Source organism: Francisella philomiragia subsp. philomiragia ATCC 25015 (genome assembly GCF_000156715.1).
Classification (GTDB): domain Bacteria; phylum Pseudomonadota; class Gammaproteobacteria; order Francisellales; family Francisellaceae; genus Francisella; species Francisella philomiragia.
On the sequence record NZ_DS999312.1, the window covers coordinates 280,770 to 301,198 of the forward strand.

Sequence of the window (20,429 nt, forward strand, 5' to 3'; positions counted from 1 at the left end):
TTTTACATTCCTATTAAATCTTTAATTTCGCTAAGTTTATTCATAGCTAGAGGGCGCATTTTCTCTGCACCTTGATTAAGAATATCATCTACAACTTTGGGATTATTAATGTAGTAATCATATTTCTCTCGTGCATCTGTCAAATATTCATTTATTTTTTCAAAAAGTATTTGCTTGGCATCTCCCCAACCTAATCCACCAGCTAAATATTTTTCTTCTAGAGAAGAAACTTCAGCCTTGGTAGCAATACTTTTATATATTGCAAATACAGTACAGTTCTTTGGATCTTTTTTTTCTTCAGGCGTTTGAGAGTTTGTGATGATTTTCATAACTTGTTTTCTAAGCTTTTTCTCTGTAGAAAATATAGGTATAGTATTGTCATAACTCTTTGACATTTTACGACCATCTAAACCAAGTATTGTTTGGCTGTCTTCACTAGTTAGGGCTTGAGGCGCTTTTAGTATTTGATTTTTATATATATGATTAAATCTATTTGCAATATCACGGGCTATTTCTATATGTTGGATTTGATCTTTCCCCACAGGAACTAAATCTGCATCAAACATCATAATATCTGCAGCCATAAGTACAGGGTAGTTAAACAGTCCCATAGTTATACCCTTATCGGGATCGGTATTTTCCTCTTGGATATTCTGATCCACTAGAGCTTTGTATGCGTGAGCACGGTTTAGTAAACCTTTAGCAGTGGTTGTACTGATAATCCACGTTAGCTCCATAATTTCAGGTATATCTGATTGACGATAAAAGGAAGCTTTTGTAGGATCAAGTCCTAATGCTAACCATGAAGAAGCTATTTCATGTATATATTGCTGGCGTAGTTTTTTATCCCAAAGCTTTATTAATGAGTGTTGATCAGCTATGAAGTACATACAACTGTATTCATTACTTTGAGACATTTCTATTGCAGGCTTAATAGCGCCTATATAATTTCCTAGATGTGGTGTGCCAGAAGGAGTTATGCCTGTAAGAACTATTTTTTTAGACATTTTAAAATCAATACTTAGAATAATAATCTCATAATTTTACCATATAAGATGCTTGTTTGGACTGGCACATGCAAAATAAAATTGACTAAATCAAGGATCACAAGGATGGTATAGTTAGGTCTAAAATTTTAATATAAGAATGAGTCTTGATAACTTTAATTTGATAGAAATGATTGATGTAGCTAGAGAAAGCGTTAGGATATTTTAGAAATTAAAATCAGAGAAAATTTAGTTATGGAATTCACAAACTATATTCAAAGTTCCTGTAGTTGCATTTTGAGTAACATTTATTTCAACAACTTTATCTTTCGTAGTATCCATTTTAGTAGGACATTTTAGAGGTTTAGTATACCATCCAATTATAGGTGATACAGTTACACTTGTTTCAATTGGTGCTGTAGCATTATTATTGTATGTTTTTGTGCCAATCCATCCACTAGTGGTTTCTGACTTGCCATTAGCATCAGTAAAAGTTATTCCGTCGAAACCGTAAGCTGTACTGTTATTATTTATCAAAACATCGGCTACTTGGTCAATTGGTCGTTCTTCTCTAATGGTGCTACATTTGTCACTATCTAGCGCACAAGGAGACATATAATAACCAAAGTCACCTTTACCATGATCTGGATACTTATCAACACCACTATTATACATGCTTGGGACATAATCAACATTTAAAGACCAGCCCATAAAACCAGCAAATTTAGTATCTTCAGGAATATTTCCTAGATTATCATATACTGATTTCATAGCATCATAAGTTTGTAAAGCTGAAGAGTTTGGAGGAGTTTTGCTACCATCAAACTGAGGGAAGTATACTGTAGCAGCTCCACCACCTTGAGCAGCAGTAGGATAGCCTATAACTATTTTAGCTGTTTTCGCTCCAATATAATCTTTAGTAAGTGTGTATGCATCTTGAATAAAATCAGGATTTTGTTCAGGTGCAGTGTTGTAGTTCTGGACGTATATATAATCAACCAAGTTTAAAACTTTATTGGTGGCATTAAATAATGGAGCATAAAATTCATCATTACCGGTTGAGACTAGTTTATCATTATTAATTTGAGGGGCTATTACTATTAGTTTTGAGCTATCAATATCTTTTATATTTGCAATTACATCTTTCAGATATATGCCATTGTTTGTTGTTGTTTGTTCTATTTCGATATCAAAATCGATTCCATCTAAACCATATTTATTTAGGAAATTGACTATATTTTGAGCAAGTCCTTTAGCATCAGTGCCATTAGGATTATAAGTGTTAACGTTCTTTTGTCCGCCAACTGAAACTATTACTTTTAATCCAGCATTTTTTGCTTCTTGGATTTTTTTAGCTGCAAGAGCTTCATAGTCATTTTTAAACGATATATTGTTATTTGCATCTATAGTTGCAAATGCTATAACAGCCTCGTTGTAGCCATCTTTAGCAACTTGAGATAAATCTACGCTATCAGCAGAGCCCATAGCGGTAATATCTAAATATCCTGCCATTACTCTATCACTAGAGTTTGCTGAACTAGTATTTGATGGGACAGAGCTGTTCGCGAAAGCTATAGCTGATGATGCTATAAATAGGCTTGTTATAATTGTTTTCTTTATCATGAAGGTGCTTCCTTTTTATTATTCGATGTTAAAAAAATGATTTTGTATTGGAATTATAATCATGAGGGGAGTGTGTTTTATATATACAATATTGCATAGCTACTATGCGTATTTGCAAAAGAAAGACTCTTATTATTAGATATTCTTAACTAGTTGAAATAATGTAATGGAAGTAATCAAATACTATATAAAATTTAGATACGTTTTTATCAAATCTGTAGAAATTTAAAAAAACAAAAAATGAAAAAAATTTGGAGCGGGAAACGAGGCTCGAACTCGCGACCCCAACCTTGGCAAGGTTGTGCTCTACCACTGAGCTATTCCCGCATGAAACTATGGCACACCCAAAGGGATTCGAACCCCTAACCGCTCGGTTCGTAGCCGAGTACTCTATCCAGTTGAGCTATGGGTGCAAAAGTTGAAGCATATTATATGCAAAAATTATTAGTTAGTCAAGTTTGTAATATTATTAATTGTTGCTATTAATTCGTCTTCTAATTCTTTATCGCTTAGATTTGTATTGTCTATAATAAAATCAGCAATTTTTTCTCTTTCATTATCGGATATTTGTAGATTAATAAATGCAACGGCTTGTTGTCTATTTTTACCATCGCGTTCCATTAGTCTTCTAATTCTAGTCTCAAGATCTGCTTTGATAACTATTACTTTTCTAAGATAGTCGTAGTGTCTGAAATTATATGGTCCTAATAATGGAATGTCGACAATAGTCATTACAGTGTCTGATTCTTTTACTTGTTTTTTTATCTCTCTATTGATAACTGGATGTAAATAATCTTCAAGCCACTTTTTAGCCTCTTTAGATTCAGTAATGATTGCCCTGAGCATTGCTCTATTTATTTGCTTATTCATCACTACATCATTGCCAAATTTTTCGGCTATTTTTTTGATTACGGAAGGTTTTTTGGTAATTTCTCTACTTATAGTATCTGCACATACAACATTTAAATTCATTTTTTCTTTTAGAATTTTTGTTGCTGTTGATTTGCCACTAGCTATACCACCAGTTATACCAATTGGATAAGTTTGTATCACGCTCATCTACGCCTTCATCGTAAAAAATTATTTGAGCACTGATTTTAATATTTTTTTCTTAGAAAGTCATATATTTTTTGATTAAAATCCATTTTAAACTTAAAATAATTATATTTTTACTAAAAACACCTATTATTTTGTGTCTATTGAAAATGTAATTCTAGAAAAGATAAAAACTACTAATAAACCTATGTTATTTAGGGATTTTATGCAGATGGCTTTATATTATCCTAAATTTGGTTATTACTCTGGGTCTAAAGAAAAAATATCTTCGAATGGAGATTTTATTACGGCAACTTCTCAAACATCACTATTTGCACGTACTTTTGCAAGGCAGTTTGCACTAGTGATTTCAGAGTTGGGTAGAGATTCTAATGTTATAGAATTTGGAGCTGGTAGTGGTAAGTTTGCTATTGACTGTATGCATGAGCTTAATAGCTTAGGTAGTTTACCTGACAAATATATAATAGTTGAATTAAGTAATGATCTAAAATCTAGGCAACAAGAAAATGTAAGGAAAAATATTCCTGAGCATTATGATAGGTTTGAGTGGGTGACAGAGCTTCCAAGGTTTAAACTCAAAGCAGTAGTTTTTGCAAATGAAGTCTTAGATGCAATGCCAGTAGATATTTTTAGAGCTCAAAATAATCAACTTATTCAGCAAGGTGTAGGCTTTGTTAATAATAAGTGGAAGCTTGTTGATATGATCGAAAATGATAAGCTTTTTGAGTATGAAGCTAATAGGATATTGCTAGATAATATCAATTTTGAAGATGAGTACGCTAGTGAAATAAATACTTGGATCCGTCCATGGATTAAGTCTTTGTATGATATTTTAGAGAGCGGTATGATATTTTTGTGCGACTATGGTTATCATAGGAGTTTATACTACTCAAAAGAAAGGAGTATGGGAACTTTAGCTTGCTACCATCAGCATAAGACTAATTATGATCCGTTTATCAATATTGGTGAGCAAGATATTACGGCGCATGTTGATTTTACAACTGTTGCAGAGGCTGCAACTGAAGCTGGATTTCAATTAGATGGTTATATGACACAAGCAAATTTTCTCAAAAAAGCTGGTATTGCCGATGTTTTTGATGATGTGTCTAAGAATCTTAAATCTAAAGATCAACTGAGATATACTAATGATATCAAAGAACTTCTACTTAACGACAAGCTTGCTGAAGTGTTTAAGGTGATTGGCTTTTCTGTTGATTTTGACTACATATTAGACTCATTTGATAATGAGGATAATATTGATTATTTACTATAGAAGATAGTCTATTAAAGTTTGTTAAATAAATTTTACGTTAGTTTGTGTTAAAATAATTTTAGATTAATAAAAAAAATACTTTATGAAAAAAGTTGCGATAATTGGCTATAGTTTTGTGCTACCTGAAGGTATAAGTAGTGATCGTGATCTGTGGCAAGCTTTGGAGCAGTCAAGAGATCTTGTTTCTGAAATACCAAATTCACGAATCGATAAAAAAAGATTTTTGCATTTTTCAAAGAAAAAAGCTGGCAAGTCATATAGTTTTTCGGCAGGAGTAATTCCAGGTATTGAAGAATTTGACTCAACTCTCTTCAATATAAGCTCAAGAGAGGCTAGTAAAATTGATCCCCAGCAACGGATGCTACTTAATCATACTTACTTCGCTCTACAAAAAGCTGGATATATACCTGAAAAGCTTTCGGGAGAAAACTATGGGGTGTATGTTGGGGCTTCAAACACAGACTATAGTTATTTCTCTGTTGAGAACGGGGAAGAAATTAATTCATATACCATGACAGGGGCTGCTAAAAGCATTATAGCTAATCGCGTTTCCTACAGTTTTAATTTCAAAGGGCCAAGTATGGTTGTTGATACAGCTTGTTCTTCTTCTTTAGTAGCTTTAGATATAGCTGTAAAAGCGATTCAAGCGAATCAAATAGATACCGCCATAGTCGGTGGAGTGAATTGTTTATTGCATCATACACCATTTATTGGTTTTTCTAAGGCTCATATGATGTCACCTACTGGAAGATGTCGGAGCTTTTCAGCAGAAGCTGATGGATATGTAAGATCAGAAGGGTGTGTAGTAGTTGTTGTTAAAGACTTTCAAAAAGCTTTGGCTGATGGAGATACGATTTATGCCTTAGTTAACAAAACCGCTGTAAATAGCGATGGTAAAACATCTGGATTGCCTTTGCCTAGCTATGAGGCTCAACGGGATTTATTAGAAGATATTTATGATGAAGTTGATTTAGATGATTTACTTTATATTGAGGCACATGGGACAGGTACTCCTGTAGGTGATCCTCTAGAGATCCAGGCTATTGCAGAATCAATAGCATCAAAGAAGAAATCTAGTCTTATAACAGGATCTATAAAATCAAATATTGGTCATCTAGAGCCTGCTTCTGGTCTTGCGGGTGTAATAAAAGCATTACTAATATTGCAAAATAAGAGAATCCCAGCAAATATACACTTTGATAAACCAAATCCTAAATTACAATTACAGCGTAACAATATTGAAATACCTAGTGAAATTGTAGATATTGATGTTAATAAAGAAAGTTTAATTGGAATTAACTCTTTTGGTTTTGGTGGAACTAATGCGCATGTATTGTTGCAAGCATATCTAGAAAAATCTCCAACAAAGAGATATGAAACAGCAGAGTACTTCTCTGATAAGTTAATTTTAAAGACACACAGTGCTAAGCTTTTAGCTGATCAAAAAAAACTGACTAAGGAAATTATAAATAATCAGTCGAGTTACTATAGTCATTCAATAGCCTCTCAATGCTATAGAAGCACTAGAGGGTTTTTTGCTTTGTATGATAGTTTTGAGGATTTTTCTGATAATAAATCCAGAGATTATGATATAGATTTCAACTCTAAAAATGTTGCTTTACTGTTTGCTGGAAATGGCTGTCAATATTCTGGCATGTTGAGATTGTTGCATGAGTCTAGTGAGCTGACGAGCTATCTGGGCGATACTATTTCTGAACTTCAAGAAATTACTGAGATGAGCTTAAAAGACTGGTTGGCTATTGATAGTGGGTCTTATAGTGATACTAGGATTGCACAGCCAGCATTATTCATATTCCAAGTATCTATAGTGAAGTATTTATTAAATAGTGGTATTAATGTACAAGCTGTTTTAGGACATAGTGTTGGTGAAATAGCTGCAGCATATACTAGTGGAATATTGTCTCTATCAGAGGCATACAGATTGGTAGTGGCGCGTAGTAATGCTCAAGCTATAACACATGGCAAAGGTACTATGTTGGCAGTTAATATTACGAGAGAGAAGTATAGGTCATTAATTGTTGATTTAGAGCTTAGTAATTTAGATATTGCTGCTATTAATGCTCAAGACTCTCTGACAATAGCGGGTGATGCTAAAGAGCTGAGAGTCTTAGCCGGATTTTGTGAAACGCAGGGTGTATTTAATCGCTTTTTAGATGTTGAGTATCCTTTTCATTCAAGATATATGGATAGAGATGTTAAATCTGAATTTGATGTTAGATTCCCTAGATTAGACAGTAATGTTTCTGATACTTCTAGTGACTTTATTTCAACTGTATTTGCTAAAAAGTTGTCGGCTGAGGAATTGCGTAGCTCTGAGTATTGGTGGAAAAATATTGTAGAGCCAGTTGATTTTGCTTCTGCGATAATAAATTTGCTAAATTCATCTATTGACACATTTGTAGAGGTTACGCCTAGAGTTGTATTGAGGAACTATCTTAATAAGATTAGTGATGGTTTTAAGATTAATTACTTTTCGACTGTTGAGAAATCTAGATTAGTTAGTCGGGATATTATCGATAAACTATATCTATCTGGCGCATCATGGCAGACAAAAGCTTTCCATAGTGAAAATACCGAGATTATTAGATCTCAGTTAGACTTGAAATATCATTGGTATGCAAAAAATAATAAATCAATGATATATTCTGGGAGTGAATTATTAGGTTGGCAAGTTACCAATAAGGCCAAAACATGGGTAAGCTATCTTGATTATCAGCTTGCAACTGATTTTCATGGACATCAAGTTGGAGAAGATGTCGTATTACCAGCTTCGGCATGGTTAGAGTTAGTATGTCAGCTTGTAAAGAAAGCAAATGATTTAGAGGATACAAATGTTATCCTTCTTAAGGATATACAGATATATGCACCATTGTTATTACAAAAAGATGATATGCGTACTCTTATTAGTACTAGTAATCAAGATGGTTCAGTTATAATAAAGAGTATTTCACAATATGGTAATAACGAAAGCCTGCATGTTAAAGCCCGTTATTTATTGCAAAATATTGATTCAAAACCAATTGTACCTCAAAATTTGGATTTATCTAATGTTGCTGTTTCGGCAACAAAACATTATGCTAACTGTAGGAATATAGGGCTTAACTATATAGATAAGTTTGCAATAGTAAACAAAATAGAGCTAGGTATAAATTCGGCAATAGTATTCTTTAATGAAGAAAATTATAATCAAAACTATGCTCAATCGCCATTTGGTATAGATGGAGGCTTTCAAGCTATCATTTCATTACTCTCTGAATTTGGAAGTACTCAATCAAACCTGTTCTTACCTATAGGCTTTGATTTTAATTATATTCTAAGATTTCATGCAAGGATTGATAAAGCTGTTATTAGGCTTAAATATAAGAGCTCAAACCTCATTGTTGCAGATATTTATTATACTGATTTAGAAAGTAATTTGATAAGTCTTATCAAAGGTGCTAGATTCGAGTCAGTCGCAAGTGGTATTAAAGGATTGCTGCCACAAGATTGCTTTGTTGAGTCTCTTAAGCCTTTTGCTTCCTTAGAGCATGAGTATGTTAGATCTCCTAGGTTGCCATGCCTTAGATATGATGATATTGAGGTTCAAGAGCAACAAGTAATTATAGGTTTTATAAAACTTTTAATTGCTAAAAAAGCTTATCAAGATGCACAAAATAGTCAGATTAATGACCAGAGCTCTTCTGTGGTAAAAATAGTTAAAGATTTTCCTAGTATTGATATTCTAGACAGTCAGCTACAAGAAATGTTACAACTACTTTTTGTAGAGTTTCCAAATCTTTTAAAGCCTTTGCTACTTTGTTATAAAGCATTACTATCACTTGGTGTAAATGACTTTAAGCTTATACAGTCCTTGAGAGATATAGATACTTTATGGCAAATAGCGCTAATCACTAATATAGAGGGTAGTATCAAAGATATTATTAGTGAGCTACAAAAAGCATATAGTAATATTGATAATCCGCTAAAAGTGTTGGTGGTGGGTGCAGGTGTTCAAAGACAAATTTTCGAGCGTATAGCGACAGATAATTTAGAGATTCAGTACTCTACAGGGTGGAGTGATTTATATGAGATTGTAAACGACACGTATGATTGTATATTCATAGAGTCACATCCTAGTTTTGCTAAGAATGACTATGTTGAGTTAATATTATCTAAGCTAAAATCTGGAGGTATAGCTAAGTTTTACATTTGGCTTACAAGCCTCGAGAGTCAAGTATTTACGAGTATGTTGGATTCTAAAATTCAAAGGATGCCTAGAAAGGCTGTTGATGATGTTTTATTGCAGGCCGAGAATTATGATGCTGAGACTAAGCAATCTGCATTAAGTGTAGAGGTTTTATTGCAAAAACCTTTTTTTGTAAAAGCATGCTTAACTGATTTGCCACCATTACAGTGTCAAAAAAGTATTCATGGCACTACTCAACTTAGCAGTATTATTCATGTTGAAGATTCAGAGTTATCAGCAGTCATTGTGGTTGATAAAGATTGTGAGCATTCAAGTCTTTATAAGATACTACAGCAAATCCATACTACTTCATCTAAAAATAAAATAGTTATTATTGAAAGCTCGTGGAGAGATGGGATTTTATCGTCTCCATTACACCAGTCATTACTAGCATCATTACGAGTCTTTGTTAATGAGAATTCAGAAATTAGTATAACAAGAGTTGTCATGAAAAATTTACATGAAGTACTAGATTGGAATTTTATTCTTGATGATAGGTATTTTGCACAAGAGATTTTCATAGAGAGGGGTGTTGTATATAAGCATTATCTTAAACATTTAAAATTAAACGACCCAGATCATCAATATAAACTAGTTATTACAAATAGAGGCTCATTTTCTCATCTTAAGTGGTTTACTAAACAATCTCGAAACTGTGGTGTTGAAGATGTTCGTATTAAGGTGCATTATACAGGACTAAATTTTAGAGATGTTATGTATAGTTTGGGACTAATTCCACAAGAATCCTTAGAGTTCGGTTTTCTTGGAGCCTATTTAGGTATGGAGTTTAGTGGAGAAATTATTGATATTGGTGATAATGTTAGTGGTTTTAAAATTGGAGATAGAGTTTTTGGGTGTGCTCAGCAGAGTTTTGCTACAGAGCTGGTTGTTAACCAAAACTTCATTGCTAAATTACCCCAAACATGTTCTATGCAGCAGGGATCAACTATGCTCGTTGCATTTATGACATCATATTATGCTATCAAGGAGCTTGCTCGAGCAAAGCCAGGACAAAAGATATTGATTCATGGTGGTGGTGGAGCTATAGGTCTTGCTGCGATACAAGTTGCCCATTTATTAGAGCTAGAAATTTATACAACAGTCGGCTCTATTGAGAAAAAACTCATGGTAGAGTCTTTGGGTGTTATAGCTGTTTACGATTCTCGTAGTACTGATTTTTTAATTGAGTTTGAAAATTCTAATATCAAAGTTGATATTGTGTTAAATTCATTATCTAATGATCTTCTTGAAGCAAGTTTAGCTGTTTTAGCACCATTTGGTCATTTTGTAGAACTTGGTAAAAGGGATATATTTGATAATAACTCTTTAGCCATGAAAGTTTTCCGTAATAATATAACTTTTTCTGGTATTGATCTTGATCAGCTAATCAAATATAAGCCAGAGCTTATACAACAAATGCTTGTAGAATTGACAACATATTTTAATGATCAGATTCTTATGCCTTTACCATATCAAGAGTTTACTATGCATAGCATTCAAGAAGCATTTCGGTGTATGCAGCAGGGAAGACAGCTCGGTAAGGTCATTGTAAATATGCAGACTAAAGATAAAGTTTACCTAGATACATGGAGCAATAAAAAAGCGAATATTAATGGTACTTATATTGTAACTGGAGGAACACAAGGTTTTGGTTTCTATACTGCAATGGAGCTTGCAAAACATGGCGCGACAGAACTAATACTGATTAGTCGTAGTGGTACTATTTCTAGAGAAAATAGAAATAAGCTAGATGAAATTGGTGTTAGTTATGAAGTATTATCTTTAGATGTAAGTAATGAAATTAGTGTTAGAGATTTAATGCTGGATTTGTACCAAAGAGGGGTCGATCTGAAAGGTATAGTACATGCAGCCGTAATATATGATGATGTAGCATTTTCTGATATGTCAGAACATAGTTTTGATAAGGTTTTTGAAGTTAAAGCGCTAGGAGGACAGTGGCTAAGTAAATATTCTAATTATTGGACATTAGAACATTTTATTATGTTCTCTTCGATAGCTACAGTTGTTGGTAATATTAACCAATCAAATTATGTAGCAGCTAATGCATATTTAGAGGGCTTAGTTGCACAGCGTAGAGAGCAAGGTCTTGCTGCCCAATATATAGCTTGGGGGCCGATAGCGGATTTTGGTCTTTTGACAAGAGATCAAGGTATCAAAAAGCTTATGGAGAGTGGTTTAGGATTTACACCTTTGTCTAGTATTGATACTCAGTGTATTATTAATGAGATTTTGCTAAATACCAAGTCTCATATAATTGCATCAAAGTTTGAGGGTAGCAGAATTGCGAAAGTTTTGCCTGTTCTAAAAACTTTACGCTATCAAGAGGTGATAGATCAAGAGCAAGCTAAAACCATATCTAGTCTTGATTTAGATACTTTAAGATCATCTCCAAAACCGCAAAGTATAAAAATAGTGCAGACTAATGTTTTGGCTCAAGTTGCTAGTATATTAGGCGTGAATATAAATGGACTTGCATTATCTACAGATCTTCGTGATCTTGGTATGGATTCTTTGATGGCATTTGAGCTTGCGGTAAGCTTAGAAGAGAAATTTACAGGGGTTACTATCTCGGCTATGTCTATTGCGCAATTAAAAACATCTAGCGATATCGTAGGGATGATTTTGCGTAATATTTATACAGATGATAGTCAAGACGGTAATTCAGATGATATTCTTGATATAATTAAACAAAGACATGGTGAGAGCTAATGGCAAAAAAACTTTTTGGTAACTTATCTCAAGTTAAATCTAGAGTACTGCAAACACAAACAACATTAGAAGATTTATCTGAACAAAAAGTAGATTATGATTTTAGAGCACATCCTCTTTATCAAGAGTTGCAGTATATGCGAGAAACTGTCAAAAAATTTGGAATAGCTGATCCTCTATATCGTAACTATCAAGGGATTGCAGGTGCTAAAATTAATTATGCCACTAAAGAGCTAATAAATTATGGTTCTTATAACTATTTAGGGCTAAATGGTGATCCAAGAACAATACAAGCAGTAACAGATGTATTAGCTCAAGAAGGTACAACAGTTTCAGCAAGTCGAATCGTAGCAGGTCAAAGAGCTATTCATCAAAATTTAGAAAACAAAATAGCAGAGTTGTACCAATCAGAAGATGCTATTGTTTTTGTCAGTGGTCATGCGACAAATGTATCGGTAATTAGCTGTTTAACTCATGATAAAAGCCTCATATTGTATGATCAGTTAGCCCACAATAGTATAATCCAAGGTGTAAAGCTATCGGTTGCAAAAGCAATTGGTTTTAGACATAACGATATTGATCATCTTTCTCAGCTATTACAGCTAAATGCCCATAAGTATGAGCAGATATTTGTAGTTGTTGAAGGCTTGTATAGTATGGATGGAGATATTCCAAATTTACCAGAGATTATTAAGCTAAAAAAAGAGTATGGTGCTGTATTGATGGTAGATGAGGCTCATGGTTTAGGAGTCTTAGGTAAGACAGGCAAAGGTATCTTTGAGCATTATAATCTTTCACCTAAAGAAGTTGATATTTGGATGGGGACATTGAGTAAAACTCTTTGTAGTTGTGGTGGATATATAGCTGCAAATAATGTGATCATAGATATTTTGCGTCATTATGCTCCAGGTCTAGTTTATAGTGTAGGTTTATCACCTGCTAATACAGTAGCTGCGATTAGCTCATTGGAGCTTATGTTAGCTGAACCTGATAGGGTTAGTAGGTTGCACTATAATAGTGAGTATCTTCTAAATCAGTTAAAGAATCAGAGTTTGGATACTGGTGACTCTATTGGTAGAGCAATTATTCCAGTGATTGTGGGTAGCTCACGTAACGCCGTAGCACTATCAAATAAGCTTTTTGATGATTGTAATATTAATGCAATGCCAATAATGTATCCTGCAGTTGAAGAAAGAAAAGCTAGACTCCGCTTTTTTATATCAAGTGAGCATACTAAAAATCAGCTGGACTATACAATACAATGCCTAAAACAAAATATAATACAGTGAAGTAGATATGCAAATTTTTTCAAATAAGTTAAATGCTTTAAAAGCCCAAACTAGATTAAGTTTACTAGAGCTATTGAAAAAAAGTTTTACAGCAGATCCGCATACTCGAGAGTTTTTTTCAGTTTGTGAAAGAGATAATCTCTTAAATAGCAAGAGCTATGATGCTTTTATGATTTACAACCTAGATCATGCATATACTCAAGGGTTTGTTATTTGTGATGATAATCTCAAAAGTGTAGGGCTTTTTGCTTACATTGGTAAGACAAAGCTTTCGTGGAAATTTCATATTGTAGCAAATCTTAGAATGTTAAAGGAGTTTGGTATTCGAGGGATTTTCAGAATTCTTAAAATACAAACAAAAGTTGAGAAGTCGCGTCTTGATAAAGAGTTTTTGCACCTTATATATCTTTGTACAGATGAAGTTAGTCGAGGCTGTGGCTTAGCTAAACAGATTATAGACTATGGCTATCAGCAAGCTAAAGAAAAAAAAATTCCATTATTGTTAGAGACTAGCAAGCCAGAGAATATCTCATATTATCAAAAGCATGGATTTAGCGTTTATCAAGAGTGTGACATAAGTGATCAAAATCTTAAAATTTATTTTTTAAGGAAAGATATTTAAATACAATATGTTATACATTTTTATTCTACATTAAGGAAAACTAGTATTATGAAAAAGTCTATAAAAACAAAAAAGTTTAATTATCCTGTTGATAAAATAAAATATAGATGATAATAATATAGAAGTATCAATGCAGGGTGGACCATTCAAAATTATGCAAGGATATTGGGAGTTTAAAAAAATAGATGATAAATCATCTCAAGTTAAACTTACTTCTAAATATAGTTTTAAAAATATTATTCTTGAGAAAACTATTTCTCCAATAATTGGTACTGGATTATCAAATCAAGTAATCAAATATTTTTCAAGAGGCTTAGAAAAGAAATAGATACCATTAGTTTTCTATATTTTTTAGCGATTAGTGAATCTTACATTGATTGGTTCACTAGGTTTAAGTGTTACACGACCTATGGGCATTACATCCTTTGTGAGATTTTCAAGCCTATATTTATTGATGATAGTACTTAGAATTAGTAATGATTCTTGAAGCGCAAATGCTGAGCCTATGCAGACTCTATCACCTTTTCCAAATGGCATATACACTGGACATACATTAGAGGCCTTTTTATTGTAAAATCTATATGGATTAAACTCCATAGGATTATACCATTTGTCTGTATGACGATGCTGTATCCATAATGGAATTATTATTTCATCACGCGGTTTTACGAGATTTTTGTTGTACATTACAACATTTTCAGAACTTTGCCTTAGTAGTCCTACTACTGGTGGGTAGAGGCGTAAAGTTTCTTCAAATACAGCAGTCATCAAAGGCATACTTTTTAGTGAAGAATATGCTATTTCACCATTCTCAAGAGAATCTTGTACTTCTTGATATAGATCTTCTTGTAGTTCTTCACTTTGTGATATTAAATATAAAGCCCAGGTTAGTGCAGTTGCGGATGTTTCATGGCCTGCTAAAAAAAGCATACATATTTGTTCATTTAGATCTTTCTGAGAAAACTTTTTACCAGTTTTTTCATCAGTTTTTAAGATTAAATTGCCTAGTATATCATTGTATTGACTACAATCATCTGTATGATATCTTTTGGCTATTTCAGGATAGAATTGGTTATGTATTTTTCTTACATATTCTCGTTGTTTATATTTTAGATATGGGTATAAAATATATTTGTATGGACTATTTAGTAGATATGAAGTTTCTTGATATAGATTAAAGTCATTAAATAGCTTAATAGCATTATCATACGAATAATCAATAGAAAAAATCGTGCGAAAAATAATATTAGCTGTGACATAAGTCATCATAGAATCTATTGCAATAATATTGGAATCCTTAGACTTATTATCAATTAGTTCTATAAGAGCTAAGGTTGCTTCAGCCATTAGTGAGAAGGTCTTTTTAGGCTGTAAAGCCGCAAATGACTTGTTCATAATGTTTCTTTGGAAACGCCATATATCACCATTTGTAGTGAAGATACTATTACCTAACAGTGGACTTAAAAGTTTGTGTAGGTTTTTGCTCTTAGGATATCTCTCGTAATCAGATAACACATCTAGGACATATTCATTAACGCATAAAGATATTTCCTTTTTACCAACTTTTTTTTTGGGATACCCCATTTTCATTTTATAGTGTCTTTCTTTATAGAATTCTATAAAAGATTTAGCTTTAAGAAGTTTTCTCAGTGGCACTTTTTCATCAGTATAATACGGAGGAAATGGTGCATAGATATTATAATTTTTTTCTTTAATTTTATTCATGATTTATATATCGTAGTCAGTTATAGGTTTTGTGGAAGTTAAAATTTTATAAAAATTTAGAGTGTTATTGGGTATATCACCACTCATAATGTATTGAAAATGTATTATCAGAGGGTTTTGTTTTAGTTTTGTATATGTATCTTGGTCATACATATTAAAGAATTTACTATTTTGACTTATAATACCTAGATTTGCAAAAGCTTTTTCTGTATTTAGCATAGATGATACAGGGTCTGCAGGAGAGTATATATCTAGCCATATGGTTTTAGCTTGTTGAAGTTTAGGTATTAGACTATCTCTATAATTTTGGAGATGCTTTAGGTTAATATATCCAGGAATACAGTGACCTAAAGTTATAATCTTGATTTTTTTAAAATATTCAACTGGGAGTTCATGAAGAATGAATATTAGTGGATAACCACCAGCGGAATGAGAAATTATTATGTATTCATTATGATTATTTGCATCTATAATCTGCATTATTTTGCTAGCTTGGTATTGAGCATTTTTTATAAAATCACTTTGATATTTATTTGAGAAATAGACCAGAGAAATAAAACCCTGTATCCATATTCTGATTTTATCAGGTATGATTTTTGGGATGATTCTTTTATATGAAAATATTATAAAAGATGCTATAACTAACATAATCATAGCGTATATGTATAGTTGTTTAATAAGTAGTACCAAGATGATTAATAGCAAACAACTATAAATAATTAAATCTATAAAGACTAGAGAGATGAAAAAACTTTGATATTTATAGGGGATGATATTTTTTAGAGCATTCTTGTTAGATATGATAATCACAAAGGATACAAAAGCAGCGTACCAAGTTTTTAATCTAGATTTTTGGTATATTTTTTGAATTATATCTATCCAGCTCAAAAGGAATAGATCAGAGTCAGCATTGTTTGATTTAATTTTATACTCTGAATTATCAGTTTGTGAAAAAACAGCTTCAATATTATTGTTTTTAGAGAATTTATTTAACTCATTTTTGAAAACTCTTTTATAGAATTTATCTCCTCTTGGATCAAATCCTGATATGTAAAAAATCGCTCTTTTCATTAAGCCATGAAGTACCAAAAATAATAAACATTATAACATTGTTATTAAGCTATTTCACTTCTATAAGAATTTGAATATTTTTTTAGACTATATTCTAATAGATTTTCAACAGAAATATCTTGTTGTATGTTATGAGAGCTATTTGTTGAGTCAGTGATAATAATATAGTTGGTCTGATACGGCTTTGTCTGAGAGAGATTCCAGTTTTGAATACTTGGTTTGTGATCGCCATACCATATCAGCATACTATCTTTATTGAGTTGTTGTTCTAGTGATTTTAACATTTGTGTGGCTTTGTAGTTCAGATCAAGGTATACATTAATTTCATCATCATTATTATTAGCATTATAGACCCGAGGGTCTTTACGTGGTAGCGTATATGGACCATGTCCAGCTATTGTGATCACAAACATAAAAATTTTTTGATTTGAATGTTTATCTAAATACTGTTTGATATAGTCGGTTAGTTGAGCATCTGGAGTGAAGATATCAATTTTATCGAAATAAGATTCATCAATAAACTCATTAAAACCAAGATGCTTGAAGACTTTTTCACGGTTAAAAAACTTTTTATTAAAAGGGTGGATTACCACACAGTAATATCCAAAATTTTTTAGTTGTTGAATGTAGCTTTTGGTAATATTTTTATATGCTTTTCTATACGGATTAAAGCTAGCATATTCTAGTTGGCTATTTGTAATACCAGTCAAAAACGCAAACTCAGAACGCATTGTATATGCACCATAGCAAGGAACTACAAGCTTTCCTGAACTGTATGTATGGGTATCATTAGAGAATTTAAAGTCAAAACTTTGATCTGCTAAAATATATGATTCTGACTGTACAGTAATGATAGTTTTAGGTAGATTATCTGTATGCAAACAAGGGGATTCAAGTTTTGTAAGTTTAGCTCTATTGCGATATAGATATATTATGATGGTCATATACATACCGAATTGTGATATACACTCAACAAAAGAGAGCTCTCTATTTATAGAAACAAGTCTGTGTATTATGATATTTATTGCTATGAAAAATATAACATTAGTAAGCCAAATATAAATATCAAAGTCATCTAACCATATGTAATTAAGATAGAGTACTAATCCGGTCGCACATAATACACTAGTTGTCAGTATCCAGAAGCGTAATGCTCCGACAAAAGGGATATAAAATTTAGGAAAGCGAAATACCTGGCTATACAAAAAAAGATCTTCATACTGAAAGCGTTCTTTTAAGATTTTATACTTGGCTGAATCTATACCTAAAATCACAATTAGCAATACTATGCTAATGATTAGACAAAGGATGGGGCTATATATAAATACGCCAATCAAACAATATATCCAGCAAAATGCTAGAGAATTATAAAAGCCTAGCCTTATAGACTTATTTAAAATGGTTGCTAAGATAGCAATAGATATTATGATTACAGTACTTGACATACTATTTCTTACCATACCCTGATATTATCATAAACCAGTCAGCAAGCTTATAAGGAAGGATGCTCTGTATCCTAATGGCTAATTGTAAAATCCATGGAAAGCGGATATATGCTTTACGTTTATTGATACGTTTATAGATATAGTCAGCAGCTTTTTGTGTGGGTACAAGAAATGGCTTTGGACGCATAAATTGTCTACTCATATCAGAATCTACAAATCCCATTGTGATTACAGATATTTTTACATTGCTTTTGTGACAATATTGACGCACAGATTCTGCATAGACACGAAGTCCAGCTTTGCTAGCACAATATACAGGTGAATATGCCATGCCATAATATGAAGCAAGCGAAGAGAAGTAGACTATTTGCCCACAATTTTTCTCAAGCATTTTAGGGAGTAAAATGTTTGTTGTAGCAATTGCACCATTAAGGTTTATTTTAAGTAGCTCATTAGCATGATCTATATTTTCAAAATTATCATCAATTACTGATGTAATTCCAGCAGCATAAATGCATAGGTCTATATTTTGTTTTGTTGCGATATTGCTTAGGGTTGCTTTTAATTGCGCAATATCTCCACAATCACAAATATTCAGGTTGATAGATTGTGCTCCTAAATCTCTACATATAGAGCTAACCTTTTCAAGGTTTTGTCGATTGCGTGCAATCAGGGTTAGAGATGCTTTGCTTTTAGCATAATTCATTGCCAGATGCTTACCTAAGCCTCTAGATGCGCCAATTATCAAAACATTCATGCCTCTAATTTCCTAAAATTTTGTGTGTTACAAATGGTACTGCAATACTAATACCATGCTTACTATAAAAACCACCATTAAATTGGTTATGATCAAGTAAATACCGTTTAAAATTTGTAACGATTACTTTATCAGGTTTTTGTGGGTTTAGCCAAAAATTATCTAGAGATTGAGTATCTGTTAATCCATCAAAATTATATATTGCCCTACCAAGTGCTTTTGTGGGTTTTCCATGAGCTAGAGCTTGCAAGCCTACCGTACTATTTATCACAACCACTCCAAGAGAGTTATCAATTAGTGTGGGCAGATGACCACCATCTAGTGTAATTATCCTAGATTTTATACTAGGATATTTTTTTAGTCTTTTGTGAATGTGTTTTAGTGGATTGACAATCATTGTGTCAAAAGGATGAAGCTTAAATACTAATAATGTATCGCTACTAGTATTTTCCGCAAAGCTTACTAAAACCTCATCAATCATTTCTAAAGTGGATTCATACTTTGAATGTTCGATAATTTGGTAATCGTGACTGAGTTGTAGTGGTACCAAAAAGAATTTTTTATCTATTATTTTTTCTAGCTTGCTCGGAAGACTTAATCTATCTATGAAAAATTTCTTGCTAAATCTAATGATCCAGCCGATGTATTCACGATATATTTTAGCTTGACGATGATGGTTATAATTTCTAAAACTAAAAGGAGATAAACCATTTTTAAGGTGATAAACTAGGTCCCATTTTAAGCGCATAGACAGAGGATTTTGGGTGCGTATGAGTGGATAGTTGCGAATAACTTTGTAGTTCTCGTAAAAACTTTTATCTGATGGAGTCTGGTTGCGAGCGTTAGCGTATTTGTTATGCTCTAATGTAATTGTATCAGGACGAATATAGCCTTCTTCAAATACCCAGAAATCTATATTCAGCTTTTTAGCAACTTCTATAGCCTTAGCATGATAAGGACGGCAATCTCCTAATAACAATATATCTGTTATTTCTAAATGTGCTAGTTCTTTTGTTATGAAGCGCTCAAAGTCTTTAAACTTTCCCCTATAATCAATGGTAGAAAAATCCCACCATAAACTATCGCTTTCGCAAAGTCTTAGTTTATGTACACGATGATAACCTTCACGACAAAATTCATGAGCTAATTCATTAAAAAATGGTGAAATAGGTCCCTGAAGAAACAAAAAACTTCTCGAATGAGGAAATATGTTCATGCCTACTATCCCATACAAATGTCACGCCCATGAGACAATATTTTAACACTGTTTAGGATTATTATGTAGATCTTATTTAATCATTTGGTTTTTATTAGGAAAGCTTAAATGGGTTTGAAAACGAAATGTTTTTAAGTCATAATATTGTGCTAATTTGATAGAGTATATATCAGTAAATGATTTTTTTAAATTAAGAGAGTTTTTATGAAAAAAAGGGTTCTAGTTTTAATAACGTTGATGGGAATGGTACTTACTCAAGCAAATGCAGCTGACCCATTATCGGCGGCTCAAAGCTCTATGAATGCGATTACAAGCCAGTTTGCTACTGCGCAAGGGGGTGTCCCAGCAGCATCTAAACAGACTGATGACCTACAGCTTGATAAAAATGCA

Annotated in this window: 13 protein-coding genes, 2 tRNA genes and 1 pseudogene; 6 read left to right on the forward strand and 10 right to left on the reverse strand. The window is 32.6% G+C overall.

Annotated elements, in window-relative coordinates:
• Positions 1–2: 2 nt before the first annotated feature.
• From trpS to coaE, 5 genes are all read right to left on the reverse strand, one after another.
• Positions 3–1,007 (reverse strand): tryptophan--tRNA ligase, encoded by a 1,005-nt coding sequence (gene trpS / locus FTPG_RS04065; RefSeq protein ID WP_004287156.1) that lies wholly within the window; start codon positions 1,005–1,007, stop codon positions 3–5.
• Between the two features lie 228 nt (positions 1,008–1,235).
• Positions 1,236–2,609, reverse strand: a complete 1,374-nt coding sequence (locus tag FTPG_RS04070; protein ID WP_004287157.1) for a glycoside hydrolase family 18 protein — start codon at positions 2,607–2,609, stop codon at positions 1,236–1,238.
• Between the two features lie 252 nt (positions 2,610–2,861).
• Positions 2,862–2,936 (reverse strand) — tRNA-Gly (locus FTPG_RS04075).
• A gap of 9 nt (positions 2,937–2,945) precedes the next feature.
• Positions 2,946–3,022: transfer RNA gene (locus tag FTPG_RS04080), tRNA-Arg, on the reverse strand.
• Positions 3,023–3,053: 31 nt separating this feature from the next.
• Positions 3,054–3,668, reverse strand: a complete 615-nt coding sequence (gene coaE, locus FTPG_RS04085) for a dephospho-CoA kinase (protein ID WP_004287158.1) — start codon at positions 3,666–3,668, stop codon at positions 3,054–3,056.
• A 133-nt stretch (positions 3,669–3,801) separates the two neighbouring features.
• On the opposite strand from coaE, the gene FTPG_RS04090 reads away from it, so the two are divergent.
• From FTPG_RS04090 to FTPG_RS04110, 5 genes are all read left to right on the forward strand, one after another.
• Complete coding sequence (locus FTPG_RS04090; protein ID WP_004287159.1) at positions 3,802–4,938, forward strand: class I SAM-dependent methyltransferase; 1,137 nt, start codon at positions 3,802–3,804, stop codon at positions 4,936–4,938.
• Positions 4,939–5,020: 82 nt separating this feature from the next.
• On the forward strand, positions 5,021–11,914 hold the full coding sequence (locus FTPG_RS04095; protein ID WP_004287160.1) for a type I polyketide synthase: 6,894 nt from the start codon (positions 5,021–5,023) through the stop codon (positions 11,912–11,914).
• Positions 11,914–13,203 (forward strand): aminotransferase class I/II-fold pyridoxal phosphate-dependent enzyme, encoded by a 1,290-nt coding sequence (locus FTPG_RS04100; protein WP_004287161.1) that lies wholly within the window; start codon positions 11,914–11,916, stop codon positions 13,201–13,203. The genes FTPG_RS04095 and FTPG_RS04100 overlap by 1 nt, the downstream gene beginning before the upstream one ends.
• Before the next feature lie 7 nt (positions 13,204–13,210).
• Positions 13,211–13,825 carry a GNAT family N-acetyltransferase gene (locus FTPG_RS04105; protein ID WP_004287162.1) on the forward strand — a complete coding sequence of 205 codons (615 nt, stop codon included), beginning with the start codon at positions 13,211–13,213 and terminating at the stop codon, positions 13,823–13,825.
• A gap of 130 nt (positions 13,826–13,955) precedes the next feature.
• On the forward strand, positions 13,956–14,153 hold the full coding sequence (locus tag FTPG_RS04110; protein ID WP_004287163.1) for an SRPBCC family protein: 198 nt from the start codon (positions 13,956–13,958) through the stop codon (positions 14,151–14,153).
• A 23-nt stretch (positions 14,154–14,176) separates the two neighbouring features.
• Here FTPG_RS04110 and FTPG_RS04115 read toward each other — a convergent pair whose 3' ends face one another.
• From FTPG_RS04115 to FTPG_RS04135, 5 genes are read right to left on the reverse strand one after another with little or no spacing between them, the layout of a single operon-like run.
• Complete coding sequence (locus FTPG_RS04115; RefSeq protein WP_004287164.1) at positions 14,177–15,550, reverse strand: cytochrome P450; 1,374 nt, start codon at positions 15,548–15,550, stop codon at positions 14,177–14,179.
• Positions 15,551–15,553: 3 nt separating this feature from the next.
• Positions 15,554–16,621: a hypothetical protein gene (locus tag FTPG_RS04120; RefSeq protein ID WP_004287165.1), complete on the reverse strand. Its 1,068-nt coding sequence runs from the start codon at positions 16,619–16,621 to the stop codon at positions 15,554–15,556.
• A gap of 44 nt (positions 16,622–16,665) precedes the next feature.
• The gene (locus FTPG_RS04125; protein WP_004287166.1) at positions 16,666–18,081 is read right to left on the reverse strand and encodes an LTA synthase family protein; all 1,416 of its coding nucleotides are present in this window, start codon (positions 18,079–18,081) and stop codon (positions 16,666–16,668) included.
• The gene (locus FTPG_RS04130; RefSeq protein ID WP_004287167.1) at positions 18,068–18,823 is read right to left on the reverse strand and encodes an SDR family NAD(P)-dependent oxidoreductase; all 756 of its coding nucleotides are present in this window, start codon (positions 18,821–18,823) and stop codon (positions 18,068–18,070) included. The genes FTPG_RS04125 and FTPG_RS04130 overlap by 14 nt, the downstream gene beginning before the upstream one ends.
• A 4-nt stretch (positions 18,824–18,827) precedes the next feature.
• A complete protein-coding gene (locus FTPG_RS04135; RefSeq protein WP_035722310.1) occupies positions 18,828–20,039 on the reverse strand; it encodes a capsular biosynthesis protein in 1,212 nt (403 codons plus the stop codon).
• 204 nt (positions 20,040–20,243) lie between these two features.
• Between FTPG_RS04135 and FTPG_RS09780 the strand changes: the two are divergent.
• Positions 20,244–20,429, forward strand: a pseudogene (locus tag FTPG_RS09780) (polysaccharide biosynthesis/export family protein); the annotation flags it as partial.

Bases quoted from the DNA above. Each gene is read 5' to 3' on its own strand.
- FTPG_RS04115 (WP_004287164.1), bottom strand. From the start codon at position 15,550: ATGAATAAAATTAAAGAAAAAAATTATAATATCTATGCACCATTTCCT.
- FTPG_RS04095 (WP_004287160.1), top strand. From the start codon at position 5,021: ATGAAAAAAGTTGCGATAATTGGCTATAGTTTTGTGCTACCTGAAGGT.
- FTPG_RS04105 (WP_004287162.1), top strand. From the start codon at position 13,211: ATGCAAATTTTTTCAAATAAGTTAAATGCTTTAAAAGCCCAAACTAGA.
- FTPG_RS04100 (WP_004287161.1), top strand. From the start codon at position 11,914: ATGGCAAAAAAACTTTTTGGTAACTTATCTCAAGTTAAATCTAGAGTA.
- FTPG_RS04120 (WP_004287165.1), bottom strand. From the start codon at position 16,621: ATGAAAAGAGCGATTTTTTACATATCAGGATTTGATCCAAGAGGAGAT.
- FTPG_RS04130 (WP_004287167.1), bottom strand. From the start codon at position 18,823: ATGAATGTTTTGATAATTGGCGCATCTAGAGGCTTAGGTAAGCATCTG.
- coaE (WP_004287158.1), bottom strand. From the start codon at position 3,668: ATGAGCGTGATACAAACTTATCCAATTGGTATAACTGGTGGTATAGCT.
- FTPG_RS04135 (WP_035722310.1), bottom strand. From the start codon at position 20,039: ATGAACATATTTCCTCATTCGAGAAGTTTTTTGTTTCTTCAGGGACCT.
- FTPG_RS04110 (WP_004287163.1), top strand. From the start codon at position 13,956: ATGCAGGGTGGACCATTCAAAATTATGCAAGGATATTGGGAGTTTAAA.
- trpS (WP_004287156.1), bottom strand. From the start codon at position 1,007: ATGTCTAAAAAAATAGTTCTTACAGGCATAACTCCTTCTGGCACACCA.
- FTPG_RS04125 (WP_004287166.1), bottom strand. From the start codon at position 18,081: ATGGTAAGAAATAGTATGTCAAGTACTGTAATCATAATATCTATTGCT.
- FTPG_RS04070 (WP_004287157.1), bottom strand. From the start codon at position 2,609: ATGATAAAGAAAACAATTATAACAAGCCTATTTATAGCATCATCAGCT.